Origin of the sequence: Azorhizophilus paspali, assembly GCF_043587585.2 — a bacterium.
In the GTDB taxonomy this organism is placed as follows: Bacteria; Pseudomonadota; Gammaproteobacteria; order Pseudomonadales; family Pseudomonadaceae; genus Azotobacter; species Azotobacter paspali.
This window is the reverse complement of the sequence record NZ_CP171449.1, coordinates 4,030,497-4,055,512: the sequence shown is the minus strand read 5'-3', so window position 1 is coordinate 4,055,512 and position 25,016 is coordinate 4,030,497. Positions and strand designations below refer to the sequence as shown.

Annotated in this window: 22 protein-coding genes, 1 tRNA gene and 2 pseudogenes; 7 read left to right on the top strand and 18 right to left on the bottom strand. The window is 64.5% G+C overall.

Annotated features, from left to right (window positions below):
- Positions 1-242: 242 nt before the first annotated feature.
- The 4 genes from phnD to ACGI6K_RS19645 all read left to right on the top strand — a co-directional run bounded on the left by phnD (position 243) and on the right by ACGI6K_RS19645 (position 4,715).
- A complete protein-coding gene (gene phnD / locus ACGI6K_RS19660) occupies positions 243-1,124 on the top strand; it encodes a phosphate/phosphite/phosphonate ABC transporter substrate-binding protein (RefSeq protein ID WP_376944481.1) in 882 nt (293 codons plus the stop codon).
- Entirely contained in the window at positions 1,121-2,674 is a 1,554-nt protein-coding gene (gene vnfA3 / locus ACGI6K_RS19655) for a vanadium-dependent nitrogenase transcriptional regulator VnfA3 (protein WP_376944479.1), read from the top strand. The genes phnD and vnfA3 overlap by 4 nt, the downstream gene beginning before the upstream one ends.
- Positions 2,675-3,189: 515 nt before the next feature.
- Entirely contained in the window at positions 3,190-4,065 is an 876-nt protein-coding gene (locus ACGI6K_RS19650; RefSeq protein ID WP_376944477.1) for a manganese catalase family protein, read from the top strand.
- A gap of 158 nt (positions 4,066-4,223) precedes the next feature.
- The gene (locus ACGI6K_RS19645) at positions 4,224-4,715 is read left to right on the top strand and encodes a CinA family protein (RefSeq protein ID WP_376944475.1); all 492 of its coding nucleotides are present in this window, start codon (positions 4,224-4,226) and stop codon (positions 4,713-4,715) included.
- Positions 4,716-4,748: 33 nt separating this feature from the next.
- Here ACGI6K_RS19645 and ACGI6K_RS19640 read toward each other — a convergent pair whose 3' ends face one another.
- The 12 genes and pseudogenes from ACGI6K_RS19640 to rpsU form a co-directional block, all read right to left on the bottom strand.
- Positions 4,749-6,071 carry a PQQ-dependent sugar dehydrogenase gene (locus tag ACGI6K_RS19640; protein ID WP_376944473.1) on the bottom strand — a complete coding sequence of 441 codons (1,323 nt, stop codon included), beginning with the start codon at positions 6,069-6,071 and terminating at the stop codon, positions 4,749-4,751.
- 103 nt (positions 6,072-6,174) lie between these two features.
- Positions 6,175-6,792: a TPM domain-containing protein gene (locus ACGI6K_RS19635; protein ID WP_376944471.1), complete on the bottom strand. Its 618-nt coding sequence runs from the start codon at positions 6,790-6,792 to the stop codon at positions 6,175-6,177.
- Between the two features lie 12 nt (positions 6,793-6,804).
- Complete coding sequence (locus tag ACGI6K_RS19630; protein ID WP_376944469.1) at positions 6,805-7,518, bottom strand: TPM domain-containing protein; 714 nt, start codon at positions 7,516-7,518, stop codon at positions 6,805-6,807.
- Positions 7,515-8,129 (bottom strand): LemA family protein, encoded by a 615-nt coding sequence (locus ACGI6K_RS19625; RefSeq protein WP_376944467.1) that lies wholly within the window; start codon positions 8,127-8,129, stop codon positions 7,515-7,517. The genes ACGI6K_RS19630 and ACGI6K_RS19625 overlap by 4 nt, the downstream gene beginning before the upstream one ends.
- Positions 8,130-8,413: 284 nt before the next feature.
- Positions 8,414-9,250: pseudogene (locus ACGI6K_RS19620) on the bottom strand (HipA domain-containing protein); the annotation flags it as partial.
- A 433-nt stretch (positions 9,251-9,683) separates the two neighbouring features.
- Positions 9,684-9,935 (bottom strand): annotated as a pseudogene (locus tag ACGI6K_RS19615) (helix-turn-helix domain-containing protein).
- A 581-nt stretch (positions 9,936-10,516) separates the two neighbouring features.
- A tRNA-Ile gene (locus ACGI6K_RS19610) sits at positions 10,517-10,593 on the bottom strand.
- Positions 10,594-10,698: 105 nt separating this feature from the next.
- A complete protein-coding gene (cowN, locus tag ACGI6K_RS19605) occupies positions 10,699-10,992 on the bottom strand; it encodes a N(2)-fixation sustaining protein CowN (RefSeq protein WP_376944766.1) in 294 nt (97 codons plus the stop codon).
- Positions 10,993-11,064: 72 nt separating this feature from the next.
- Positions 11,065-11,727, bottom strand: a complete 663-nt coding sequence (locus tag ACGI6K_RS19600) for a Crp/Fnr family transcriptional regulator (RefSeq protein WP_376944465.1) — start codon at positions 11,725-11,727, stop codon at positions 11,065-11,067.
- A 116-nt stretch (positions 11,728-11,843) separates the two neighbouring features.
- Positions 11,844-13,706: an RNA polymerase sigma factor RpoD gene (rpoD, locus tag ACGI6K_RS19595; RefSeq protein ID WP_376944463.1), complete on the bottom strand. Its 1,863-nt coding sequence runs from the start codon at positions 13,704-13,706 to the stop codon at positions 11,844-11,846.
- A 64-nt stretch (positions 13,707-13,770) separates the two neighbouring features.
- Complete coding sequence (gene dnaG / locus ACGI6K_RS19590; RefSeq protein ID WP_376944461.1) at positions 13,771-15,687, bottom strand: DNA primase; 1,917 nt, start codon at positions 15,685-15,687, stop codon at positions 13,771-13,773.
- Between the two features lie 89 nt (positions 15,688-15,776).
- Positions 15,777-15,992 carry a 30S ribosomal protein S21 gene (rpsU, locus tag ACGI6K_RS19585; RefSeq protein ID WP_003085057.1) on the bottom strand — a complete coding sequence of 72 codons (216 nt, stop codon included), beginning with the start codon at positions 15,990-15,992 and terminating at the stop codon, positions 15,777-15,779.
- Between the two features lie 205 nt (positions 15,993-16,197).
- On the opposite strand from rpsU, the gene tsaD reads away from it, so the two are divergent.
- On the top strand, positions 16,198-17,223 hold the full coding sequence (gene tsaD, locus ACGI6K_RS19580; protein WP_376944359.1) for a tRNA (adenosine(37)-N6)-threonylcarbamoyltransferase complex transferase subunit TsaD: 1,026 nt from the start codon (positions 16,198-16,200) through the stop codon (positions 17,221-17,223).
- A 15-nt stretch (positions 17,224-17,238) separates the two neighbouring features.
- On the opposite strand, the gene plsY is transcribed toward tsaD, so the two are convergent.
- Positions 17,239-17,808: a glycerol-3-phosphate 1-O-acyltransferase PlsY gene (gene plsY, locus ACGI6K_RS19575; RefSeq protein ID WP_376944357.1), complete on the bottom strand. Its 570-nt coding sequence runs from the start codon at positions 17,806-17,808 to the stop codon at positions 17,239-17,241.
- Between the two features lie 66 nt (positions 17,809-17,874).
- Between plsY and folB the strand changes: the two genes are divergently transcribed.
- The gene (folB, locus tag ACGI6K_RS19570; RefSeq protein WP_376944355.1) at positions 17,875-18,228 is read left to right on the top strand and encodes a dihydroneopterin aldolase; all 354 of its coding nucleotides are present in this window, start codon (positions 17,875-17,877) and stop codon (positions 18,226-18,228) included.
- Positions 18,219-18,767 (top strand): 2-amino-4-hydroxy-6-hydroxymethyldihydropteridine diphosphokinase, encoded by a 549-nt coding sequence (gene folK / locus ACGI6K_RS19565; RefSeq protein WP_376944353.1) that lies wholly within the window; start codon positions 18,219-18,221, stop codon positions 18,765-18,767. Before folB ends, folK begins: the two co-directional genes overlap by 10 nt.
- A gap of 13 nt (positions 18,768-18,780) precedes the next feature.
- Here folK and ACGI6K_RS19560 read toward each other — a convergent pair whose 3' ends face one another.
- From ACGI6K_RS19560 to ACGI6K_RS19540, 5 genes are all read right to left on the bottom strand, one after another.
- Entirely contained in the window at positions 18,781-19,161 is a 381-nt protein-coding gene (locus ACGI6K_RS19560; protein WP_376944351.1) for a rhodanese-like domain-containing protein, read from the bottom strand.
- Positions 19,162-19,513: 352 nt separating this feature from the next.
- Positions 19,514-20,380 (bottom strand): MBL fold metallo-hydrolase, encoded by an 867-nt coding sequence (locus ACGI6K_RS19555; protein ID WP_376944349.1) that lies wholly within the window; start codon positions 20,378-20,380, stop codon positions 19,514-19,516.
- A 200-nt stretch (positions 20,381-20,580) separates the two neighbouring features.
- Entirely contained in the window at positions 20,581-21,837 is a 1,257-nt protein-coding gene (locus ACGI6K_RS19550; RefSeq protein WP_376944347.1) for a multifunctional CCA addition/repair protein, read from the bottom strand.
- Positions 21,838-22,179: 342 nt separating this feature from the next.
- Positions 22,180-23,742, bottom strand: a complete 1,563-nt coding sequence (locus ACGI6K_RS19545; RefSeq protein WP_376944344.1) for a SpoVR family protein — start codon at positions 23,740-23,742, stop codon at positions 22,180-22,182.
- The gene (locus tag ACGI6K_RS19540) at positions 23,739-25,013 is read right to left on the bottom strand and encodes a YeaH/YhbH family protein (RefSeq protein WP_376944341.1); all 1,275 of its coding nucleotides are present in this window, start codon (positions 25,011-25,013) and stop codon (positions 23,739-23,741) included. The genes ACGI6K_RS19545 and ACGI6K_RS19540 overlap by 4 nt, the downstream gene beginning before the upstream one ends.
- Positions 25,014-25,016 lie beyond the last annotated feature (3 nt).

The window sequence follows — 25,016 nt, the reverse complement described above, 5'->3', positions numbered from 1 at the left end:
GGTCGGGGCCGGTGTCCGGCGGGCCTTCGCCCCCGCGCCCGGTGGGCTCTTCCCCGCGTGTCGCCGGCCCGAGCTGTTCCGGCCGGTGCGCAATTGGCCGCTGTTTAGTTCGTGTTCGTGCATTCGGCCTCGGTCAGCGACCGATCGAGAGGGTGCGGCGACTGGAACGGAGCTTGCTATGTCTTCCGCGGATGCCGCCCAGGCGGCGTGAGCCCTGTCCGGAGATGCTTTACTAACCGATTATGAAAGTTCTCAGATGCGGATTGCTGCCCGGTGAATCCCGGGCGGTGGTGGAACGACTCAACGAGCCCCTGCGCGCCAGTCTGGAGCGCCGCCTGGGTCTGCCGGTGAAGTTGCTGGTCGGTAGCACCTACGTGGCCACCGGCGAGGCCCTGCGCCGGGGACAACTGGATCTGGCTTATCTCGGTCCGGTGACCTACATCCTGCAGAGTCGCCACGCCGGCCTGGAGCCTTTCGCCCGGCCCACCCACGGCGGCAGCCGGGGGCCGACCTTCCAGGCAGCGATCGTCGTGCCCGCCGACAGCCCGGTGGAAAGCCTCGAACAACTGCGCGGCACGGAGATCGCCATGGGCGACCTGGCCTCCACGTCCGGCGCCTGGGTACCTCGGCACATGCTGTTGCGGGCGGGGCTGAGCGCCGACCGGGACTATATGCGTCGCACCCTCGGTGCCCACGATCAGGTGGCCACGGCGGTGGCCGCCGGTCATTCGGCGGCTGGCGGATTGTCCCTCCAGGTCTTTCGCCGCCTGCTCGCCGAGGGGCGCCTGGAGCGGCGTGCCGTGCGCATCCTCGCCGAGTCGCCGCCAATTCCCGAGTACCTGTGGACCTTCCGCGAAGGATTGCCGACAGAGTTGCGCGAGGCTATACGCCGGGCCTTCTTCGAACTGCGCGAGCCGGCCGCGCTCGGCGCCTATGCGGCGGAAGCCTTCATTCCCGCGGTGGACGCCGATGTCGACAGGGTTCGCCACTGGATGGAGGAAATCCTCGAGGCTCGTCTGCAACCCGGCGGACTGAAGGCCGCCGAGGAGCAGTCGGCCCAGCCGCTGCCCCAGTTGAAGCTACCCTGGCGACGCGCCAGCGGCGCATCCGGAGGTCGTCCATGAAACCGCATTCGGCGAACGCGCGTCCCGGTCGGGAACCGCCGGTCCAGGACAAGCCCTGCGAATGGGACATGGGCGAATGCCGTACCGATCTGTTGCCGCTGCTCGGCGAACTGGGGCGCATCTCCAGCGAGGGCAGCGACCTGGCCGGCATCCTGCGGGTGCTGCTGGAGCTGATGCAGCGCCATCTGAAGGTAGCGCGCGGTATGGTGACCCTGCGCGATCCGGAATCGGGGCGGATCTTCGTCCAGCAGGGCTGTGGCCTGAGCGAGGAGGAGGTGGCCTCGGGCAGCCTCGCCCACGGCGAGGACATCGTCGCCCAGGTGGTGGACAGCGGGCGGACGGTACTGCTGCCGGGCGAGGCGGGCAGCCAGTCCTTCCTCTGCGTACCGATCCGCCGCGACCGAAAGGTGTTGGGTGCCATCGTCGCCGAGCGCCACTACGCCAACCGCCAGATGCTCGAGCTGGACGCGGAGATTCTCGCCATTCTCTCCGCCACCACCGCCCAGGCGGTGGAGTTGCACCTGCAGGAGCAGGTGCGCAAGGTCGCCCTGGAGGATGAGAACCGCCGCCTGCGCTCGGCCCTGCAGAGTCGCTTCAAGCCCAGCAACATCATCGGCAATTCGCGGCCGCTGCAGGAGGTCTACGGGTTGATCGAGAAGGTCACCCGCTCGCGGACCACGGTACTGATCCTCGGCGAAAACGGCGTGGGCAAGGAACTGGTGGCCAGCGCCATCCACTACAACAGCGGCAACGCCGACGGACCCTTCGTCAAGTTCAACTGCGCCGCCCTGCCGGAAAGCGTCATCGAGAGCGAGCTGTTCGGCCACGAGCGCGGCGCCTTCACCGGGGCGGCGACCCAGCGGCGCGGGCGCTTCGAGGCGGCCGATGGCGGCACCATCTTCCTCGACGAGGTAGGCGAGCTGTCTTTGGCCATGCAGGCCAAGCTGCTGCGGGTGCTGCAGGAGAAGAGCTTCGAACGGGTCGGCGGCAACGTCACCCACCAGGTCGACCTGCGCATACTCGCCGCCACCAACCGCGACCTGCGGGCGATGGTGGAGCAGGGCCGCTTCCGCGAGGATCTCTACTACCGGCTCAATGTCTTCCCCATCACCGTGCCGCCGCTGCGCGAGCGCGGCTCCGACATCGCCACCCTGGCGGAACATTTTGTCGCGCGCTTCTCCGCCGAGATGGGCGTCACGGTGGAGCGCATCTCCGCGCCGGCGATGAGCATGTTGATGTGTTACCACTGGCCGGGCAACGTGCGCGAGTTGGAGAACGTCATCGAGCGGGCGGTCATCCTTTGCGAGGATGCGGTTATCGAACCGCATCACTTGCCGCCTTCGCTGCAGATCCCGGTGGTTTCCGAGAGCCCGTCCGCCGGCGGCATTCTCGATGTCCGCCTGGGGCAGGCCGAGCACGAAATGATTGTCGAGGCGCTCAAGCGGCATAAGGGCAACATGACCGAGGCCGCCACCCATCTGGGTTTGACCCGGCGCATCCTCGGTCTGCGCATGGCCCGGCACAATCTGAACTACAAGGATTTCCGCTGAAATCCGGCTGTACGGTGCCGTGGCCGCATCGGTCCGCCAGCCGGGCGGTGCATGCGACGATCGGCAGGGTCATGAGCGCCATGGCGGCGGTGAGCAGTGGACCGACCGTCCCGTAGGGGAGGCGAGGCCCAAGGCCTTGTCCTGGGCCTGATCGGCGAAACGCCCCGTGGCACGGTACAGCCCTTCGACCGGCGCGAACAGGTTGTCCGCTCGACCTGGCGTCTCGTCCTCCGCGCTCTGCTGTCCTGCGTAGGCTTTTTTCGCCGGCAGGCGGTCGAGCAAGCCCGCCCATGAGCATGCCGCCGACGGCGCTGAAGGCGCCCGGTGGGCTGGCCGTGGTCAGCGTCTGCGAATCGGCACGTCTTTCTACCACTGAGCATTCTCCCTGAACTATTGGCGATAGACGCCCCTCTACCCCCTGAACGGGGGGCATTCGTGCCACTCGCTTCGACGAAGTCCCGAGACACCGGGGGCAATGGAACAGGAGATTGCGTCCAACCGTGTGAGGAGGATTTATGTTTGTCCATAACAAGCGTCTTCAATACACCGTACGGGTTGCGGCACCGAATCCTGGTCTGGCGAATTTGCTGCTGGAGCAGTTCGGCGGGCCACAAGGCGAACTGGCGGCGGCGATGCGCTACTTCACCCAGGGGTTGGCTGAAGATGACGCGGGCCGCAAGGATTTGCTGATGGATATCGCGACCGAGGAACTCAGTCATCTGGAGATCATCGGCTCGATCGTCGGCATGCTGAACAAGGGTGCCAAGGGGCAACTGGCCGAGGGTGTCGAGCAGGAGGCCGAGCTGTACCGTTCGCTGACCGGCGGCGGCAACGACTCCCACATCACTTCCCTGCTGTACGGCGGCGGACCGGCGCTGACCAACTCGGGCGGAGTCCCCTGGAACGCGGCCTATATCGATACCATCGGCGAGCCCACGGCCGACCTGCGCTCGAATATCGCGGCCGAGGCCCGCGCCAAGATCATCTACGAGCGGCTGATCAACGTTACCGACGATCCCGGCATCCAGGATGCGCTGAAGTTCCTGATGACTCGCGAACTGGCCCACCAGAAGTCGTTCGAGAAGGCCCTGCATGTGCTGCAGCCCAATTTCCCGGAAGGGAAGCTGGCGGGCATGCCCGAGTTCACCAACACCTACTTCAATATGTCCCAGGGTGCGGAAGACGTGCGGGGGCCGTGGAATCAGGGCGCCGAATGGAAGTTCGTCGAGACGCCGCAGCCGGCTGTCGATGGCGGCGATGGCATGGCCACCGTGAACCTGCCGGACAAGGATGCGCAGGTCTGGAAGCAGATGGCCATGCGCACCCTGTCGAATCCGACTGCCGATCCGCTCGCCGGCGCCGATCCCGGTTCCGGCAAGACCCAGCACTGAGGGTATCGGCGCGAAAGCCGCACCCTTTCGTTCCGGCGCATGCCGGGCTGGAGGGCGGCTCGGTGCCGATTCTCCCTGCGCCGCGCACCGACGCCGCCAAGGCGTCGGTGCCGGATCGTCGATGACTGTCTTTGGGTGTTTCATCATGGAGAACGAGCATGGGGGATATCGGCGAACTGGTGGCCTTTCTCGAGGCGCGCCAACTGAAGCTGAGTACCGCCGAGTCCTGTACCTGCGGGCTCATGGCCTCGCTGCTGGCGAACGAGCCAGGCTGCGGTCAGGTGCTGGATTGCGGCTTCATCGTCTATTCGCCGCACTCCAAGCATCGGCTGCTCGGTGTCGATTTCGCCACCATCGAGCGATTCGGCCTGACCAGCGAGGAAGTGGCCTCGGAAATGGCGATCGGCGCGCTCAAGGCCAGCCACGCCGATCTGGTGGTAGCTAATACCGGCGTGGCCGACGAGTCGGCGGAAGATCCGGGCGGTACCCAGTGCTATGCCTATGCCCTGAGGCGGGGCGAGCGGCTGGCCGTGGTCAGCGAGACGGTGAAATTCGACGGAGACCGCGTCGAGATCCGCAAGCGGGCGGCCCATCATGGTCTGGCCAGGATTCCGGAAAAACTCGAAGCCCTGACGAAAAAACTCGATTGACCGCGATTTCCGCCGGCGGGCTGCCGAGCCCGTTCAGGGCGCCGGCGTGACCCGCCACACGACATTCCCCACATCGTCGGCCACCAGCAGCGCTCCCGCCTTGTCCACCGTCACGCCGACCGGCCGACCGTAGGCCTCGTTTTTCTCCTCTTTGACGAAGCCGCTGAGGATGTCCTGCGGCGGCCCGGATGGGCGGCCCTGGTCGTCGAAGGGCACGAAGATCACCTTGTAGCCGCTGCGCGGCTTGCGGTTCCAGGAGCCGTGCTGGCCGACGAAGGCGCCGTTGCGATAGTGCTGCGGCAGCAGGTCGCCCTGGTAGAAGGTCAAGCCCAGGGAAGCGGTGTGCGCGCCGAGGGCGTAATCCGGCACCAGGGCCTTGGCCACCAGGTCCGGGCGCGGCGGCTGGACGCGCTCGTCGACGTGCTGGCCGTAGTAGCTGTAGGGCCAGCCGTAGAAACCGCCGTCCTGGACCGAGGTCATGTAGTCCGGAACCAGGTCGCTGCCGATTTCATCGCGTTCGTTGACCGCCACCCAGAGCGCGCCGCTCTGCGGTTGCCAGGCCAGGCCGTTGGGGTTGCGCAGGCCGGAGGCGAACAGACGGGTAGCGCCGCTGGTCGGATCGACCTCGAGGATGGCGGCGCGGTTTTCCTCCGCCGCCATGCCGTTCTCGGCGACGTTGCTGTTGGAGCCGACGGTGACGTAGAGCTTGCTGCCGTCGCGGCTGGCGATCAGATCCTTGGTCCAGTGGTGATTCAACGTTCCGGCCGGCAGATCGGCCACTTTCACGCCGGGTGCGTCGATCCGGGTCGTGCCCTCCTGATAGGGGAAGCGGACGATGGCGTCGGTGTTGGCGACGTAGAGCTGGTCGCCGATCAGCGCCATGCCGAACGGCGAGTAGAGGTTCTCCAACAGTATCGTGCGGATTTCCGCGAATCCGTCGCCGTCGCCGTCGCGTAGCAGGCTGATGCGGTTGGCGCTGGGCACGCCGGCGCCGGCTCGAGCCATCGCCTTCTTCATCACCCAGCCGCGGATGCCCTTGTCGTCGTCGGGCTTGGGCGGCGCATTGGTCTCGGTGACCAGCACGTCGCCGTTGGGCAGCGTCAACAGGGTGCGCGGATGGTCCAGGCCCCTGGCGAAGGCCTTCACCATCAGGCCGTTGGCGGCGATCGGCATCTCGTCCCGCGGCCAGCCGACCGCCTTGGCGATGTGTACCGTGGGGAGCAGGGTCGATTTCGGCTCGGGCAGTTTCGGTTGCGGGCCGTAGCCCTCGCCGATCGTTAATTGGGCGCTGTCGCCGCAAGCGCCGAGGAGGAGCAGAAGTGGGATACCGATGAACAGGCGAGCGAGGTGCAACATGGTTGGTCTCCGCGTGGACGTTGGTTGAAGGTTCGACTCGCGCAGTGCAAAAAGTGCTTCTGGACCGGATGCCTTCCTGCCCGATGGGCACAGCAAGCCGGTTCTAGGAGAGGATCACCAGGCGGTCGGGCAACTCGTTGCGTTCATGGGTGGCGGGTAAGTGTTCCTTGAGCAGCGCGCCGCAGGCCTCGATACAGGACAGGAACCCCTGCAGCGTTTCGCCGCGCTTCACTTGAAAGGTGAAGGTTTCGACGATGGCCTGCCAGGCGGCGTCGTCCAGGCGGCTGGAGATGCCCCGGTCCACCAGAATCTCGACATAGCGCTCGGCTTCCGCGACGAAGATCAGCATGCCGCTCTGGGCCTCGGTGTGGTGCAGGCCGAGTTCGATGAACTGCCGCCGCGCCAGGTTGCCGGCGCGCCAGTGGCGTATCGGTCGGGGAATCAGCCGGGTGGTGATGGTGGGAAGACGAAACAGCAGGCTGGCCAGGATGAAGGTCGTCCACTGCGCCAGTAGCAGATGCCCCGCGCTCAGCCAGCCGCCGATCAGGTTCAGCGAGCCGGGCAGCAGCAGGGCGAGCAGCCCTGCCCAGAGCAGGGAGATGTAGGTGTAGTCGTCGGCCCGCGCCGCCAGCACCGTCACCAGTTCGGCATCCGTCTCGCGCTCGATCCGTTCGATCGCCGCGGCCACCTGCCGTTGTTCGCTTTCGCTTAGCAATGTCATGGTTTCGCATCCTTACCAACCACCGGAGGCTCCACCGCCGCCGAAGCCGCCACCGCGCCCACCGAAACCGCCGCCTCCACCCCCACCGCCGCCATGGCGCAGGCTGCCGAGCAGGGCACCGGCGATCAGCGCTCCCCTGCCGTGCCCGCCACGGAAGAGCAGCAGGATGATCGCCAGCAGCACAAGCAGGAGCAGTGGCGATGGTTCCTCCGCCTCCCGCATGCCGGGCTCGCCCTGCAAAGGCTCGCCGCTCAACACCTGGAGCATCGCGGTCACCCCTTCGGTGATGCCGCGGGCGAAGTCGCCCCGCCGAAAAGCCGGAACGATGAGGTTATGGATGATAAGCGCAGACTGGGCATCGGTCAGGCGCCCTTCCAGGCCATAGCCGACTTCGATGCGGACCTGCCGCTCGTCGCGTGCGACGATTAGCAGCGCACCGTTGTCCTTGCCCTTCTGACCGATACCCCAGCGGCGGCCCAGTTCGACGCCGAACTCCTCGATACCGCGCCCCTGCAGGTCCGGGACGGTGACCACCACCAACTGATCTCCGCTGGCCTGCTCATGGGCCGCCAGCATCTGCGTCAGGCGCGCCTCGGTTGCCGCATCGAGCAGTCCGGCGCGATCCACCACCCTTCCCGTCAGGGCAGGGAAGCCGGCCTCCTGCGCCTGGACGAGGGCGCAGGCGCAGAGCAGCAGAGCCAGAAAGACCCTGGGTGCCGGTGTCATCGGAACTGAACTTGCGGCGCCTGTTCCGCGCCCTGAGTCGTGGCCTCGAAGCTTTCGCGTACCGGCATATCGCGGTAGAGCAGGCCGTGCCAGATGCGTCCGGGGAAGGTACGGATCTCGGTGTTGTAACGCTCCACCGCAGCGATGAAATCGCGCCGCGCCACCGAGATACGGTTTTCCGTGCCTTCGAGCTGGGACTGCAGGGCGAGGAAATTCTGGTTGGCCTTCAATTCGGGATAGCGCTCCGACACCACCATCAGCCGACTCAGCGCGCCGCTCAACTGGTCTTGCGCCTGCTGGTACTGCTGCAGCTTCTGCGGATCGTCCAGCGTGCCGGCATCCACCTGGATGGACGTGGCCTTGGCCCGCGCCTCGATCACCGCCGTCAGGGTTTCCCGCTCGTGCTGCGCGTAAGCTCTGACCGTTTCCACCAGATTGGGAATCAGGTCGGCACGCCGCTGGTACTGGTTCTCCACCTGTCCCCAGGCCGCCTTCACCTGTTCGTCATAGGTGGGAATGTCGTTGATACCGCAGCCCGCCAGGAGCCACGACATGAACAGGACCGTGGCCAGCCGCCACGGGAGACGGGAGCTTTGTCTGAAATGGGTCATCCGCGTGTTCCGCCTTGCCGATTGACAGGGTGCTTACCGATTGCGCCGGTCGGTCATTAGTAGTCTAGAGGCTTGCGAAGAGGGATGTTTGGAAAGGCGTGAATTGGAAGCGGTAGCGCTTGAGGACAGTCGAGAGATTCTTTGCTCAGGAAGAGGAGGGATATTTCCCTGAACAAAGATGGTGGGTCCGTAGGGACTCGAACCCTGGACCAAAGAATTATGAGTTCGCCAATGACACCACGCTAGGACAGCCCCACTGAGGCGGGGCGGAGCGGCTGAAACAGCTACCCGAATGTGCTCATGAACGGCTCAGCACATTGTCTGATTGCCGCAACCACATGCGGTGCTTGCTCACCCTGCTCAGTAGAGCGAGCCAGCACCCGCTCCAGTGCCTGCAACTGCCCGCGAATCACCTCTTCTGGCTGCGCCACATCACAGACCTGAGCGAAGTCCAATAGCCCCTGCCGCGACGCAAACAGCGACTTGTTGCCAACAAGATCCAGCGCCAACACGTCCTCTGGAATGTAGGTCGTTGTGTTGACGATATCGTAGGCCGGTGCCAACCGCGCATCGCGTTGAGTCGGGTCGGAATACAGCAGCCCGAAGTTCTTCAGATGGGCATCGCCGTTACCGACGATGCAGCTTAAGCTCACCATGGCAAAGAGCTGCGCCAGCGAGTTCTGCACTTGGCCGGGCGGGCAGAACAGGCGGATAGCTTTGGCAATGGCCGAATAGCTCTTGCTGTACTTTTGCTCAGCAGCCAGCCCCATCAGTGCCGCCATGTCTTCGAAGCCGATGGGGTTGAGCTGCTCATCCCGGTCGAAGCGGCGCATGACGAACAGCTTGCCGTTGTCGGACAGGTAGAACTCCGGCACCGCAATCCCTGCTTCCCTAGCGACGGACATACAGAGGAACTCATTGATCGCCAGCCCCGGAAACTCATCCCGGCCGCTCTTGATGATCAGGTCAGAGGTTTTCGAGGTGAAGCGCTGCGGCGCGAAATCCTGATGCTCCGGCACCAATACCTTGGGCTGCACGCCCGAGATACCAGCACGCAGGATGTAGCGATCCACCAGGCTGGCAAAAATGTCCTCTGCACCATCCCAGGCAAGGATTTCTATGAACTTTCCCGCCACTAAGCCGTTCCGGCTGTAGTGGGGGTTTCGCGGGTCTTCGACCTGGGCTTGACCGCGTTCGCGGACAGCAGCTTGGGTCTCGCCGCCACGCCCGTCCCAGGCGTGTCGTGTGGCGTCTAGGCGTCGTACAGCACGACCCTGGCGCTGTTCTGGTCCCTCGGCAGGGCGCAGCCACAGTGCGGGCATGCATGCGCTCGGCGAGCGCCTTGGGCACGAGCTGCCAGCAACCGGAGCAGCGCTGCGAGGGTTTGAGTTGGCGAGTGTTTGCCAACCGGCGGCAGCTCGGGGCCTTCAGCAGTCGGGCACCCTTCGTGGTGCTCAGCAGAGTTTGTATCTGTGCCCAAGCGTTATCGCTCAGCTGGTTTCTGTCGGTCATGGCAAAAGCCAAATTTTAGCGCTGGGCTTACGTCAACAGGGCCTAGTCAAACACTCTCTGGATTTCATCTAGCGTGGGCATAGCCGCGGGCACCACTGCGAACTCACAGTCCAAGGCCCCTAAAACTCGCGCATAGGCCGTCATGCCTACCGATAAGTCGCCCTTCTCGATGGCGATGACCTTCTATCGGGTGATGCCCGCCAAAGAGGAGAGCTTGGCCTGAGTCAGACCGAGGTTCAGGCGTCGCTGTCGAACCTGCTGACCAAGGCGCATCGTGATAAGGGAATAGTCCATGTCCTGTATACGTAGCAAGTTAAAGTAAATGTAACGTATACGGAACCATATAAAAATCAAAGCAGGCACCGGTCTTTCAAGCCTGAGAAGAGGCTGGGTGCTCAGGTTCGCCGCATGCTTCAAGCCCAAGAGTAGGGTGGTGCCTACCTGATGTGATGATTTATGAGTTGGTGAGGCATGGATGCCGCGTCGGGCTCCGGGCAGCTTCTTGCCCAGGGCCTGACTACCAGCGCCGGCAAGGAGGCCGGATTGGAAGATGTCAGTCCGTGGCGGGCTATTCAACCTCATCTTGTAAGAGCTTTGGGAAATCCTGAAAAAGACTTCCCGGTTCTGGTGAAATACACCCGCCCCCTTGCCCGAGTTTCCCGATGAAGCGACTGTCCTTCGCCGACGCCGAGTACGCCGGCAAGCGCAAGCAGACCCGCCGCGAGCGCTTCCTGCTCGAAATGGACCGGGTTAGGGCTGCCAATGCTTTGCAGTGAATTGGCACCCATCAATCATCGTGCTATCGCGGTGATTGACCGGTGATTGACTGTTTTATTTGAGAGGAGAGGGCTACAGGTGTAACCCCTTGATTTAGTTGGTGGGCCCGCAGGGACTCGAACCCTGGACCAAAGGATTATGAGTCCTCTGCTCTAACCGACTGAGCTACAGGCCCCCAGAAGGCCGGCGGATTATAGCGGTGGCTTTCCGCCCGCGCCAAGCGACGGAGCGGAAAAGGGACGTATCCGCCAGGAAATCACGGCTCGGTCTTGCGGCAGGTTCAGCAGCAGTCGTCCTCGACCCGTTCCAGCAGGGCCGGGGCCTCCTGGTCGGCGTGGCGGGCGAAGCGTTCGTAGACGACGTTCATCTGAACGTGCAGCAGCAGGCGGGCGTCGCTTTCGCTGCCATCGCGCGAGCCGATTTTTTCGCGCAAATAGGAGCAGATCGGATAATCGCCCCAGTCCTGCTGCAGGTAGTGGTGGAGCCGCGCGTAGAGGGCACGGATGCAGCGGTCGCGGTCGATGTAGGGCGTGGATTCTTCGCCGCAGATGCTGCGATAGGTGGTCGTGGATATGGGCTCCTCCAGCAATCGATGACGGATAATATCTGGAGCGACCATGCTAGAAATCGCGTCGGCGGCTGTCTATCAGCCAGCGAACACTTGGCTACGGGCTCGCAGGCGTTCGGCATCGTGGATGTCGAAGACGCCGTTGCCGACACGGCTGAGGATACCTTCGCGGGCCATCCGGTTGAGCAGGGAGGAGACGGTCTGGCGGGTTGTGCCGAGCAGGCGAGCGATGTCCTCGGTGTTGAGGTCCAGTTCCAGGCGCAGGCTGTCCTGATAGGGGCGGCCCTTGCGCACCAGCATGCCGTCGAGAAAGCGTGCCAGGCGGCCCTCGACGTCGCGGAAGGCCAGGTCTTCGATGATGCGCATGCAGTTGCCGAGGGTGGCGCCGAGCACGCGGATGATCGCTGGCACAGCGCTCGGCAGCGAGCGGAGGGTGGCCGTCATCTGCGCGGTGTCGCCCATCAGTACCTCGCTCGGGCGCACGGCCTGGACGTAAGCCTGGCTGTGGGTGCTGTAGATACCGCCGGCTTCGAGGAAGGTGAGGGTGTATTCCTTGTCCTCGAAGGCGAGGAACACCCGAATGCGTCCGCTGTGAACGATGAACACGCTGTCGCGCTTGCTGTTCGGGCTGCCGAGCAGTTCGCCTTCGATCAGTTGGCGTCGATGAAAGCCCTGTAGCAGCGCTGCCTGGGTCAGTGCGTCCAGGCTGTCGAGCAGGTTGCTGGCGTTGGGTCCGTGCATTGGGTCGTATCGCTGAGGTCTGGGCAGTCGGTCGATGCAGTATAGGACAGGGCATGGCTCCGTCCGCTCGGCGAACTGGAAAGCAAGACCCCCCGGCTTGCCGGGGGTCTTTGTTGTTACTCGTCGAGGAAGGAGCGCAGGTGCTCGCTTCGCGAGGGGTGGCGCAGCTTGCGCAAGGCCTTGGCCTCGATCTGACGGATGCGCTCGCGGGTCACGTCGAACTGCTTGCCGACCTCCTCAAGGGTGTGGTCGGTGTTCATGTCGATGCCGAAGCGCATGCGCAGCACCTTGGCTTCCCGGGCGGTGAGGCCGGCGAGGACTTCGCGGGTGGCCTCCTTGAGGCTTTCCACGGTCGCCACCTCGATCGGCGACTGCATGGTCGAGTCCTCGATGAAGTCGCCCAGATGCGAGTCCTCGTCGTCGCCGATCGGGGTTTCCATGGAGATCGGCTCCTTGGCGATCTTCAGTACCTTGCGGATCTTGTCCTCGGGCATGTCCATGCGCTCGCCGAGTTCTTCCGGCGTGGGTTCGCGGCCCATCTCCTGGAGCATCTGGCGGGAGATGCGGTTGAGCTTGTTGATGGTCTCGATCATGTGCACCGGGATGCGGATGGTGCGCGCCTGGTCGGCGATCGAGCGGGTGATCGCCTGGCGGATCCACCAGGTGGCGTAGGTCGAGAACTTGTAGCCGCGGCGGTATTCGAACTTGTCCACCGCCTTCATCAGGCCGATGTTGCCTTCCTGGATCAGATCGAGGAACTGCAGGCCGCGGTTGGTGTATTTCTTGGCGATGGAGATCACCAGGCGCAGGTTGGCCTCGACCATTTCCTTCTTAGCGCGGCGGGCCTTGGCTTCGCCGATGGACATCTGGCGGTTGATGTCCTTGATTTCGGCGATGGTCAGGCCGACCTCCTGCTCGAGGTCGATCAGCTTCTGCTGGCACTGCTTGATGTCGTCGGCCAGATTGCCCAGGGCTTCGGCGTACTTGGCCTTGCCCTTGGCGAGGAGGTCGACCCAGTCCTGGTCGGTCTCGTTGCCGGGAAACTGGCGCAGGAAGTCGGCGCGCGGCATGCGCGCATCGCGCACGCACAACTGCATGATCGCGCGTTCCTGGGCGCGCACGCGGGTCAGAGCGTTGCGCACCTGCTCGACCAGGGTGTCGTACTGCTTGGGCACTAGCTTGATCGGCATGAACAGGCTGGCCAACGCCTGCAGCGCCTCCATGCCCTCGGCGCTGTGGCGCCCGTGCCGTTCGAGAGCTACATGGGTCCTGCCCAACTGCTCGGCGACAGCGCCGAAGCGCTGACGGGCGACTTCAGGGTCGGGACCGCCGTCGCCTTCCTCGTCGTCGCTGTCGCTTTCCTCGCTCTCGTCCTCGTCCTCGTCCTCGGATACGGCGGGGGTCGCGGTGCTCTTGCTCTTGAGATCGACGGGAACTTCGGCCTCGGCGGGCACCGCCGAATCGTCGTCGGGATCGATGTAGCCGCTGAGGATGTCGGACAGGCGGCCGCCTTCGCTGGTGACGCGCTGGTATTCCGCGAGGATGCCGTCTACGGTGCCCGGGAAGTGGGCGATGGCGCCCATCACCTCGCGAATGCCTTCCTCGATGCGCTTGGCGATCTCGATTTCGCCTTCGCGGGTGAGCAGCTCCACGGTACCCATTTCGCGCATGTACATGCGCACCGGGTCGGTGGTGCGACCGATGTCGGTTTCCACGGCGGCCAGGGCCGCGGCGGCTTCCTCGGCGGCAGCTTCGTCGGTGTCGGCTTCGGCCAACAACAGGGCATCCGTATCCGGGGCACTTTCGAATACGTTGATCCCCATGTCGTTGATCATGCGGATGATGTCTTCCACCTGTTCCGGATCGGAAATATCCTCGGGCAGATGGTCGTTGACCTCGGCATAGGTCAGGTAACCCTGTTCGCGGCCGCGAGCGATCAACTCTTTGATGCGAGACTGCTGTTGAGCTTTTACGGACATGACACCCTATCCACTGAATTTTCTGGCGGGCTGAAAAGCTGAATATTATAACGGATGCTTGACCTCACACGCCAGTTGAGGTCGGGGGAGTGGGAGATGCGTCACGGCTTAGCAGGTCGCGCAATCGAATCTTCTCTTCGGTGCTCAATTCGCCCTGGCGGGCCTTGCGAAGCAACTGTTCGATGCCGTGCTCGCGCTGCCGGGCCGCTAATGTATTTATAGTGTCGAAAAATTGTTGTTCAAGGTTGTCCGTCGAAATCAGCCATTCCTTCTCCGCCAGGGCACGCAGCAGACGGCCCTGCTCGGTGCCGTGCCAGTGGGCGATCAGTTGCAGGCTGCTGCTGCGCGGGTTTTTCTGCAGGGCTTCGAGCAGGGCGACCAGCAACTGGGCGTAGGGGTCCTCCTCGCTGGCGAAATGGCTGGCATCGGCGACTTTCTGCGCCAGTTGCGGATGCTGCAGCAGGGTGCGCAGCGCGTTCAGGTTGGGCGGCTCGACGCTGACGGCGGTGCGCGGTCGCGGCGCAGGGGCGTCGCGGCCCTTGCGGTAGCCGCTGCGTCCCTTCCACTGGCCCTTGTCGTGGGCGGTGCGCCCGAAAGCGGAGCGCTCGGGCTCGATGAGATCGGCGTAGCCGGGGTCGGCCTGGTAGTAGTGGGCATCTTGTGCGCGCGGAACCGGGCCGGCGGCCGGTGAGTTCGGACTCGCGCCGGTCAGTCCGGTGATCTCGGCGAGGCGCTGGCGCATCAGGGCGCGCAGGTTGGCGCCGGGGATCTTCTCGATCAGCGGCGCGGCGAGGGTCGCCAGGTGCGCCTTGCCCTCCAGGGTGCCCGGATCGGCTTCCTCAATCAGGTGCCGGAAAAAGTAGTCGGCCAGCGGCCGGGCCTGTTGCTCCAGGCGGGCGAGGAAGGCCTCGCGGCCCTCGGCGCGAACCAGGCTGTCCGGGTCCTCGCCTTCGGGCAGGAACAGGAAGCGCGCGCGCCGGCCATCCTGCAAGCTCGGCAGGGTGGCCTCGAGGGCACGCCAGGCGGCCTTGCGGCCGGCCTGGTCACCATCGAAGCAGAACAGCACGCTGGGCACCAGGCGGAACAGGCGCTTGAGGTGCTCCTCGCTGGTGGCGGTGCCGAGGGTCGCCACCGCGTTGCGCAGGCCCTGCTGGGCCAGGGCGATGACGTCCATGTAGCCCTCGACCACGATGATCTCGTCGAGGTCGCGGTTGTGCCGGCGCGCCTCGAAGAGGCCGTAAAGTTCCTGGCCCTTGTGAAATACCGGGGTCTCCGGGGAGTTCAGATACTTAGGCTTGTCGTCACCGAGGACCCGGCCGCCGAAGGCGATGACCCGGCCGCGGCTGTCGCGGATCGGGAAGATCACTCGGTCGCGGAAGCGGTCGTAGCGCCTGCCGGTCTCGGCGTTCTCGATCAGCAGGCCGGCCTCGATCATCGCCTTCTGCTGCAGGGCATCGCCGCCCAGGTGTTTGAGCAGGTTGTCCCAGCCGGGCGGGGCGAAGCCGAGGGCGAAGTCGCGGGCGATGACGCCGGACAGGCCGCGGCCTTTCAAGTAGTCGACGGCGACCTGGCGTGCCGGATGGCTCTTCAGGGCCTGGCGATAGTAGTCGGCGGCTGCGGCCAGCAGCGGATAGAGTGGCGAATCGGCGCTCTGGTGCGGTTGATGGGGGCCGCCGCGTTCCTCGCGGGGAACTTCCAGGCCGGCGCGCCTGGCCAGTTCCTCGACCGCCTGGGGGAACTCCAGGTGGTCGTGGTCCATGAGAAAGCCTAGCGCGTTGCCGCCGGCGCCGCAGCCGAAGCAGTAGTAGAACTGTTTGTCCGGGCTGACGGTGAAGGAGGGGGTCTTTTCCTGGTGGAAGGGGCAGCAGGCACTGTAGTTCTTGCCGCTCTTCTTCAACTGGACGCGCGAACCGATCACCTCGACGATGTCGGTGCGGTTCAGCAGGTCGTCGATGAAGCCTTGGGGGATCAGTCCGGCCATGGGAGTTCCAATTCGGTCGCCGGGTTGGTTCCAGAAACGACGAAAGCCCGGTACGTGGCCGGGCTTCGGGGGCGGCGAAGCGCTGTAGTTTAGTACAGGCGCTCGCGGCGGCGCTGCTCGCGCTGAACCTTCTTCGCGTGGCGCTTCACGGCGGCGGCGGCTTTGCGTTTGCGCTCGGCGGTGGGCTTCTCGTAGAACTCGCGGCTGCGAACTTCGGCCAGTACGCCAGCTTTTTCGCAAGAGCGCTTGAAGCGACGCAGGGCTACGTCGAAGGGTTCGTTCTCTTTAACTTTGACGGCGGGCATCCAGGGCTACCTTAACTATTGACCTGTGGTGAACGCCCTCTCCGGACTCTGCTCGGGAGAACGTCGATTCTCAAGGGCTGCGGATGTTACCTCATCGGTTGCTTGCAATGCAAAGCCCGCGGTACGAAAAGCGCTGGTCTACGGGGTGGTCGCCGATTATCATGCGCCCCTCGATTTGCCAGGCTAATCCATAAAGGTCGAACCCATGCTCGTTCTGGGGCTGGAAACCTCCTGCGACGAAACCGGCGTCGCGCTTTACGACAGCCGGCGCGGCCTGCTGGCCGACGCGCTGTTCAGCCAGATCGATCTGCACCGCATCTATGGCGGGGTGGTGCCCGAACTGGCCTCGCGAGATCACGTCAAGCGCATGCTGCCGCTCTTGCGCCAAGTGCTCGACGAATCCGGCTGCCGCACCGGGGACATCGACGGCATCGCCTATACCGCAGGACCCGGCCTGGTCGGCGCGCTGCTGGTCGGCGCCTCCTGCGCCCAGGCGCTGGCGCTGGCCTGGGGAGTTCCGGCGCTCGGCGTGCATCACATGGAGGGTCATCTGCTGGCACCGATGCTCGAGGAGCAGCCGCCGCAGTTTCCCTTCGTCGCCCTGCTGGTTTCCGGCGGACATACCCAACTGGTGCGGGTCGACGGCATCGGTCGCTACCAGGTGCTCGGCGAGTCGCTGGACGACGCCGCCGGCGAGGCCTTCGACAAGACCGCCAAGCTGCTCGGCCTCGGTTATCCCGGCGGTCCGGAGATCGCCCGTCTGGCGCAGGATGGCCGACCCGGGCGTTTCGTCTTCCCACGGCCGATGACCGACCGGCCAGGCCTGGAATTCAGTTTCAGCGGCCTCAAGACCTTCGCTCTGAACACCTGGCAACACTGCCGGGCGAGCGGCGACGACGGCGAGCAATCGCGCCGCGACATCGCCATGGCCTTCCAGCAGGCGGTGGTGGAGACGTTGACCATCAAGTGCCGGCGGGCGCTGAAGCAGACCGGCCTGGAGCGTCTGGTCATCGCCGGTGGGGTGAGCGCTAACCAGGCGTTGCGTTCGGCGCTGGAGCGGATGCTCGGCGAACTGGATGGCCAAGTGTTCTATGCCCGGCCGCGCTTCTGCACCGACAACGGCGCGATGATCGCCTATGCTGGCTGCCAGCGTTTGCTGGCCGGCCAGCAGGATGGGCCGGCGATTCAGGTCCATGCGCGCTGGCCGATGGAGAGCCTGCCGGCGCTCTGATTCCGCGGCGCAAGGCTAGAAATGTCTTTCCCGGCCGGCGAAGAGAGCATGCAGATTGCCGCGGTGGCGCCAGACGATCACCCCATAGAGCAGCAGCATCGGCAGCAGGGCCTCGGGCTGCTGCCAGGCCAGCAGCGGCAGGCACAGCGGCGTGGCGGCCAGGGCAGCGAGGGAACTGGTGCGGGTGAGGGTGAAGACCAGCAGCCAGGCGGCGACGACCGGCAGCACCGTTGGCGGATAGAGGCCGAGCAGCATTCCGGCGGCGGTCGCCACACCTTTGCCGCCACGAAAGTTGAAGTACAGAGGATAAAGGTGGCCGGACACCGCGGCGAGGCCGATCCAGGCCTGCTGCTGGACGCCCAGGCCGGCGTGCTGGGCGATCAGTACCGGCAGCAGGCCCTTACCGAGATCGCCGAGCAGGGTGAGCGCGGCCAGGCGCTTGCCGGCAATGCGCAGCATGTTGGTGGTGCCGGGATTGCCCGAGCCGCAGGCACGCGGGTCCGGTCCGCCGCTCAGTTGGCTGAGCAGGATGGCGAAAGACAGCGAACCGAGCAGGTAGGCGAGGATCGCCAGCAGCCAGACCATGGGATCCGTTCCGGGGTGAGGGCGTCCCGATTCTAGCGGGGCCCAGCGCCCTTCGTGGAGATGAATTTGGATAAAGTGTTTATCGAGGGCCTGGAAGTCGACACCCTCATCGGCGTGTTCGACTGGGAGCGCGGCATCCGTCAGTGCCTGCGGCTGGATCTGGAGTGCGCCTGGGATGTCCAGGCGCCCGCCAGCGCGGACGAGCTGTCCCGTGCGCTCGACTATGCGGCGCTGGCGGCACGCATCCAGGCCTTCGCCGGCGAAGCGCGCTTTCTGCTGGTGGAGACCTTTGCCGAACGTCTGGCCGGCACGCTGATGGCGGAGTTCGGGATTCCCTGGCTGCGCCTGCGGGTGACCAAGCCGGGCGCCGTTCCAGCGGCCGCCGGCGTCGGCGTGGAGATCGAGCGCGGATGTCGCTGACCCCAGTGCTGCTGGGCCTCGGCAGCAATATCGAGCGTGTCGCCCATCTCACCGCCGGCCTCGAAGCGCTGTCCGGCCTTCTGCGGGACATGCGCTGCTCGCCGGTATTCGAAAGCTTGCCGGTGGGGATCAGAAGCGGTCCTTTCTTCAACTTGGTGGTGGCCGGGCGGACCGAGTTGCCGCTGATCGAGCTGGATCGCCGGCTCAAGTTCATCGAGGCGGATAACGGCCGTTACGCGCCGGAACGCAAGGGGCTGCCGCTGGATATCGACGTGCTGACCTATGGCGAACGGGTCGGCAACTTCGACGGGCTGGTGCTGCCGCGCGCGGAAATCCTGAAGAACGCCTTCGTGCTCTGGCCGCTGGCGCTGCTGGTGCCGGAGCGGCGCCATCCCGGTGCCGGCCGGACCTTCGCCGAATTGTGGCGGGAGGCGCGGATGGAGCAGGTGTTGTGGCCGGTTTCCTTCTACTGGCGCGACGTGCAACTGACCCCTCCGGCACTGAGCCGAGCCTTTCCCGCCCCGCCTTCCGAATCCTAAGCGGAGCGCCCGTCTATTCGAAGCTCGGCAGACTCGGCGTCGTCACCGCCTTGCCGGCCGCGCTCCAGGCATCGAAGCCGCCGGCGATCGAGCGTACTTTCCGGTAGCCCATGTCCTGTAGGGGCGCGGCGGCCGGGGCGGCGCGCCCGCTGGTCTTGCAGTAGAGGACAATGCCGAGGTCGCGGGTGGACAGCTCCGGCGTGTTGTCGATCTTGAATTCCAGTATTTTGCGCGGAATGTTCAGCGTGCCGGGAATGTGCCCGGCCTGGAATTCGTCGGCCTCGCGCACCTCGAGCAGCAGGTCGGCGTTGCGGATGGCCGCCTCGGTGGCCTGGAGTTCGACTTCGTGGGTGCGGACCTTGGCTTCGGCTACCAGATCATGGGCGCTTTTCACTGTCGTTTTTCTTCCGTGTCGGTCGAAGGAGAGCGGCCCGGCCCCGACGGTGCATGCCGAGGGCGCGCCGAGTGGTCTGCGGATCGAGTTCGGCTAGGGCCTCGAACTGGCTGATGAAGACCCGGCCACCGAAGTGTTCGAGAAAGTCCGAGTGCCGAGCCGGTTCATCACCAGCCCTTGACCTCGGAGAGATACAACTGGATGCCGGCGGCGTGCAAGCGTGCGCCGATCTCCTCCGATCAGCGCAGCCAGGCCGTCTTTGCCCGCGGTTTCGCGGTCGTACCGACGTGCCCATTCCAAGCACGGCAGGTGGCGGGCGAGCCGCCGTGGCAGCGAGTATGCGTGGTCGGACTCAAAGCGTGTCGAGCGGGATCTTCAAGTAGCGGGTGCCGTTGCTTTCGGCCGGCGGCAACTCGCCGGCACGCATGTTCACCTGTACCGAGGGTAGGATCAGCGCCGGCATGTCGAGGGTGGCGTCGCGGGCCTGGCGCATGGCGACGAATTCCTCCTCGCCGATGCCCTCGCGGATATGCACGTTGTGCGCGCGCTCGGCGCCGATGGTCGTCTCGTATTGATGTTCTTGGCGACCTGGAGCCTTGTAATCGTGGCACACGAATACGCGGGTCTGGTCCGGAAGCCGGAACAGCTTGGCGTGGACCGAGCGGTACAGGGCGCGTGCGTCGCCGCCGGGGAAGTCGCAGCGGGCAGTGCCGTAGTCGGGCATGAATAGGGTGTCGCCGACGAAGGCGGCATCGCCGATCAGGTAAGTCATGCAGGCTGGGGTGTGGCCAGGGGTGTGGAGGGCGCGGGCCTCGATGCCGCCGAGGCTGAAGCCTTCGCCGTCGCGGAACAGGTGATCGAACTGGCGGCCGTCGGTGGCGAACTCCGGCTCCGCATTGAATAGCTTGCCGAAGGTGTTCTGCACCACGGTGATGCGGTCGCCGATCGCCAACCGGCCGCCGAGCCGTTCCTTGAGGTAATGGCCAGCGCTGAGATGGTCGGCGTGCACATGGGTTTCCAGAATCCACTGCACGCTCAGTTCCCGCTCGCGCACGTGGGCGATCAGGCGGTCGGCGCCCTTGCGCGAAGTTCGGCCTGCAGCGGGATCGTAGTCCAGTACGGGGTCGATTAGCGCGCAGTGGCGGGTTCGCGGATCGCTCACCACATAGCTGTAAGTTGAGGTGGCGGGATCGAAGAAGGCTTCGACATAAGCATTCATGAGGCTGCTCTCCGTGCGTGTCCGGGATACCTGGAGACATTTCACGGGAATCAGCTTAATAGCTCGTTTAGAGCTATGAATATATTTTTATTTCATATATTAAATATTTTAAGTATCTCTCCCCAGGTTGGGTGTCTGCCCGGACATCGACGATAGCGTGATTGGCGGTGTGCCATCCGCGCAGGTGGCGCGTTTAGCTATCACGAGGTCTCCGAAGGCTCGGCCCGCTCGCCTAGTACGTCGCTCTTATAGGCCTTCAGTGCTCGCAGTCGCTCACGCTTGAGCGCTTCGCCCAGGGCCGCGCCCTCGAACCCCTTTTCCAGCAACGGTTGAACTGCCACTGCCCGAGCCGCGGCGGCGGCTCCGCGCAAGTAGCTGGCCTGGGGGTAATCGCGTCTTTCCAGGCCGAGACGACCGCGGGCATCCATCTCGCAGGCGGCGATGAATTCCTCGAAGCGTTGCGGACGGCGATAGACGTCGAATCGTTGCAGCAGTTCGAGCAGTGTGGCGGGGCGCAGTTCCAGGGCCCGGTGACAGTGGCTGTGGTATTCGCCGACCAGCAGGGACAGTTCTTGGCAGTCGCGCGGGGCCTTGCAACGCGTGTTCACCGCACGAATCAGTTTCAGGCCCTTGCGCTCGTGGGCGATGTGGCGCGGCCATTCCTCGGCGGGCGTCGTTGCCTTGCCCAGGTCGTGGAGCAGGCAGGCCCAGCGCACGACCAGGGGCTGCCCGTGTTCGGCGCACTGGCGCAGCACGGCGAGCAGGTGCTCGCCGGTATCGATTTCCGGATGATGGGCAGCCGGCTGTGGAACCCCGAACAAAGCATCGATTTCCGGCAGCAGTTCATGCAGGGCGCCGCAGTCGCGCAGTGTCCGGATGAAGACATCCGGACGCGGCTCCAGCAGAGCACGGGAAATTTCCTTCCAACTGCGCTCGGCGGTGAGGGCTTGCAGTTCGCCGGACTCGGCGAGCTGGCGCATCAGCGCCTGGGTCTCCGGAGCCACGCGGAACCCCAGCGGTGCATAGCGGGCGGCGAAGCGCGCCACGCGCAGGACGCGCAGGGGATCTTCGGCGAAGGCGGGAGAAACGTGACGCAGCCACCTTTGTTCGAGGTCGCGCTGGCCATGACAGGGATCGATCAGCCGGCCCTGTTCGTCCTCGGCCATGGCGTTGATGGTCAGGTCGCGGCGCAGCAGGTCCTCTTCCAGGGTCACCTCCGGGCTGGCATGGAAGGTGAAACCGCCATAGCCGCGCCCGCTTTTCCGCTCGGTGCGGGCGAGAGCGTATTCCTCGCCGGTCTGCGGATGGAGGAAGACCGGGAAGTCTGCGCCGACCGGGCGGTAGCCCAGGGCCAACAGTTCTTCGGCGCTGGCGCCGACCACCACCCAATCGACTTCGCTGACCGGCCGGCCGAGCAGCCGGTCGCGCACCGCGCCGCCCACTTTGTAGATTCGCATGTCCACCTCCTGGGCAGAGCATAGTGGGTAGGGGCGGTCAGGGGAACGATGAGGACGGGCTGCGAAATGGAGGAGCCGCCTGGAGGCTGGCGGCCGTTTGTTGACATCTTCTGGCCTGAAGGACGGAGATTCCTACGGCGCTCAGGTGCGACATTGAGCCGTTCCTGAGTCGCTTTGGTGGGTTCCTGCTTCATTGGGGCAGGCTGCAATACAGCACTTACGGCCTCTCCACAGACTTCACTTCTCGCCTGCCCAGCGATAGGTGGCGACAGCGCCAGTATAGGGCCGCCACGTCCCGCGCTATCCTCCCGCCCTGAACGGCGGGGCTTGTCGCGCACCGGATCAGATCGGCGGAATGGCCAGATCCAGGCGCGGGTAGTTTTCCTCGTCGCCGTCGCCCCTGGGCGGCATGTGGTAGCTGTTGACGATCCGATCGCCTTGCATCGACTCGAGGTGGATGTCGAAGCCCCACAGCCGATGTAGGTGCTTGAGTACGTCCTCGGTGGCGTCGCTGAGCGGTTTGCGGTCGTGTTGCTGGTGGCGCAGGGTCAGCGAGCGGTCGCCGCGCCGGTCGACGCTCCAGATCTGCACGTTCGGCTCGCGGTTGCCGAGGTTGTACTGAGCGGCGAGCAGTTCGCGCACGGTGCGGTAGCCGGCATCGTCATGGATGGCGGACACCAGCAGCTCGTCCTTCTGGTCGTCGTCGACGATGCTGAACAGCTTGAGGTCGCGGATCACCTTGGGCGAGAGGAACTGCAGGATGAAGCTCTCGTCCTTGAAGCTCTGCATGGCGAACTTCAGGGTGTTCAGCCAGTCGCTGCCGGCGATGTCGGGGAACCAGCGCTTGTCCTCCTCGGTCGGGTTCTCGCAGATCCGCCGGATGTCGCGGTACATGGCGAAACCCAGTGCATAGGGGTTGATGCCGCTGTAGTAGGGGCTGTCGAACGGCGGCTGGTAGACCACGCTGGTGTGCGATTGGAGGAACTCCATCATGAAGCCGTCGGTGACCAGCCCCTCGTCGTAGAGGTCATTGAGCAGGGTGTAGTGCCAGAAGGTCGCCCAGCCCTCGTTCATCACCTGGGTCTGGCGCTGCGGATAGAAGTACTGGGCGATCTTGCGCACGATGCGCACGACCTCGCGCTGCCAGGGTTCGAGCAGCGGCGCGTGCTTCTCGACGAAGTAGAGGATGTTCTCCTGGGGTTCGGCGGGCCAGCGCGTGCGGTCCTTGTCGCTGCCTTTTTCGGTCGAGCGGGGAATGGTCCGCCACAGATCGTTGATCTGGCGCTGCAGGTGTTCCTCGCGATCCTTCTGCCGGCGCCGCTCTTCCTCCGCGGAGATCGGGTAGGGGCGTTTGTAGCGGTCGACGCCGTAGTTCATCAGGGCGTGGCAGGAGTCCAGCAACTCCTCCACCGCGTCGATGCCGTGACGCTCCTCGCACTGCATGATGTACTGCTTGGCGAACACCAGGTAGTCGACGATCGAGCTGGCGTCCGTCCAGGTGCGGAACAGGTAGTTGCCCTTGAAGAAACTGTTGTGCCCGTAGCAGGCGTGGGCGATCACCAGTGCCTGCATGCACATGGTGTTCTCTTCCATCAGGTAGGCGATGCACGGATCGGAGTTGATCACGATCTCGTAGGCCAGCCCCATCTGTCCGCGCTTGTAACCCTTCTCGGTAGCGAGGAAGTGCTTGCCGTACGACCAGTGGTGGTAGCCGATGGGCATGCCCACCGAGGCGTAGGCGTCCATCATCTGCTCGGCCGTGATCACCTCGATCTGGTTGGGATAGGTGTCGAGCGCGTAGCGTTCGGCTATGCGGCCGATTTCCTTGTCGTAGACCTGGATCAGTTCGAAGCTCCACTCCGATCCGGTGGAAATCGGCTGGCCCTTTCTCTCTCTGGGGGTCATGTCACAAGCCTCCGCTGGAAGAGTTCGCGGAACACTGGATAGATGTCGGCGGCCGACACTATTTGCTGCTGGGCGAAGGAGTCGGGAAATGCTTCGCGGACGCTCTCGTACTCGTACCACAACGCCTGGTGTTCGCGCGGGGTGATTTCGACGTAGCTATAGTACTGCACGAACGGCATGATCTGTTTGATCAGGATATCCCGGCAGATCGGCGAGTCGTCGTTCCAGTTGTCGCCGTCCGAAGCCTGGGCGGCATAGATGTTCCATTCGTTGAGCGGGTAGCGCTCGACCATCACCTCCTGCATCATTTTGAGGGCACTGGAGACGATGGTGCCGCCGGTTTCCCGAGAATAGAAGAATTCTTCCTCGTCAACTTCCTTGGCGCTGGTGTGGTGGCGGATGAACACCACATCGATCTTGTCGTAGCTGCGCTTGAGGAACAGGTAAAGCAGGATGAAGAAGCGCTTGGCGATGTCCTTGGTCGCCTGGGTCATGGAGCCGGAGACGTCCATCACGCAGAACATCACCGCCTTGGAGCTGGGGTTGGGTTGTTTGACCAGCAGGTTGTACTTGAGGTCGAAGGTGTCGAGGTAGGGCACCCGCTCGATGCGCATGCGTAGGCGAGTGATCTCCGCCTCCAGTTTCTGGATGTCGCCGAAGTTGTCCGGTTCCTCGATCTTCAGCCGCTCCAGTTCGGCCTTGGCCTCGCGCAGCTTGGCGCGGCTGTTGCCGGACAGGGCGATGCGCCGGGCATGGGCCGAGCGCAGAGTGCGGACGATGTTGATCCGCGAGGGGTTGCCTTCGCTGCTGATGCCGGCACGCACCGTTTTGAAGGTATCTGCGCCGGTGATGTGGCGCTTGACCAGGTTGGGCAGTTCGAGGTCCTCGAACATGAAGTCGAGAAACTCCTCCTGGGTGATCTGGAAGACGAAGTCATCCATGCCTTCGCCGCTGTTGCTGGCCTTACCGGAGCCGCTGCCGCCGCCCCCGCCGCCTGACGGGCGCGGAATGCGTTCGCCGGCGGTGAATTCCTTGTTACCTGGGTGGACGATGGTCTGTTTGCCGCCCCGACCATGATGCAGCACGGGCTCGTCGATGTCCCGCCCGGGAATGCTGATCTGCTCGCCATGTTCCATGTCGGTGATGGAGCGGCGGCTGACTGCCTCCTCTACCGCCTTCTTGATGTGATCACGGTAACGCCGCAGGAAGCGCTGGCGGTTCACCGTGCTCTTGTTCTTACCGTTCAGACGTCGGTCGATCACATAACTCATAAA

Coding starts and splice junctions, on each gene's coding strand:
- ACGI6K_RS19645 (WP_376944475.1), top strand. CDS start 4,224: ATGGGGGATATCGGCGAACTGGTGGCCTTTCTCGAGGCGCGCCAACTG.
- ACGI6K_RS19540 (WP_376944341.1), bottom strand. CDS start 25,013: ATGAGTTATGTGATCGACCGACGTCTGAACGGTAAGAACAAGAGCACG.
- ACGI6K_RS19640 (WP_376944473.1), bottom strand. CDS start 6,071: ATGTTGCACCTCGCTCGCCTGTTCATCGGTATCCCACTTCTGCTCCTC.
- plsY (WP_376944357.1), bottom strand. CDS start 17,808: ATGGTCTGGCTGCTGGCGATCCTCGCCTACCTGCTCGGTTCGCTGTCT.
- tsaD (WP_376944359.1), top strand. CDS start 16,198: ATGCTCGTTCTGGGGCTGGAAACCTCCTGCGACGAAACCGGCGTCGCG.
- dnaG (WP_376944461.1), bottom strand. CDS start 15,687: ATGGCCGGACTGATCCCCCAAGGCTTCATCGACGACCTGCTGAACCGC.
- ACGI6K_RS19600 (WP_376944465.1), bottom strand. CDS start 11,727: ATGCACGGACCCAACGCCAGCAACCTGCTCGACAGCCTGGACGCACTG.
- rpoD (WP_376944463.1), bottom strand. CDS start 13,706: ATGTCCGTAAAAGCTCAACAGCAGTCTCGCATCAAAGAGTTGATCGCT.
- vnfA3 (WP_376944479.1), top strand. CDS start 1,121: ATGAAACCGCATTCGGCGAACGCGCGTCCCGGTCGGGAACCGCCGGTC.
- ACGI6K_RS19555 (WP_376944349.1), bottom strand. CDS start 20,380: ATGAATGCTTATGTCGAAGCCTTCTTCGATCCCGCCACCTCAACTTAC.
- ACGI6K_RS19550 (WP_376944347.1), bottom strand. CDS start 21,837: ATGCGAATCTACAAAGTGGGCGGCGCGGTGCGCGACCGGCTGCTCGGC.
- ACGI6K_RS19625 (WP_376944467.1), bottom strand. CDS start 8,129: ATGACCCATTTCAGACAAAGCTCCCGTCTCCCGTGGCGGCTGGCCACG.
- rpsU (WP_003085057.1), bottom strand. CDS start 15,992: ATGCCCGCCGTCAAAGTTAAAGAGAACGAACCCTTCGACGTAGCCCTG.
- ACGI6K_RS19650 (WP_376944477.1), top strand. CDS start 3,190: ATGTTTGTCCATAACAAGCGTCTTCAATACACCGTACGGGTTGCGGCA.
- ACGI6K_RS19545 (WP_376944344.1), bottom strand. CDS start 23,742: ATGACCCCCAGAGAGAGAAAGGGCCAGCCGATTTCCACCGGATCGGAG.
- folK (WP_376944353.1), top strand. CDS start 18,219: ATGTCGCTGACCCCAGTGCTGCTGGGCCTCGGCAGCAATATCGAGCGT.
- ACGI6K_RS19630 (WP_376944469.1), bottom strand. CDS start 7,518: ATGACACCGGCACCCAGGGTCTTTCTGGCTCTGCTGCTCTGCGCCTGC.
- ACGI6K_RS19635 (WP_376944471.1), bottom strand. CDS start 6,792: ATGACATTGCTAAGCGAAAGCGAACAACGGCAGGTGGCCGCGGCGATC.
- phnD (WP_376944481.1), top strand. CDS start 243: ATGAAAGTTCTCAGATGCGGATTGCTGCCCGGTGAATCCCGGGCGGTG.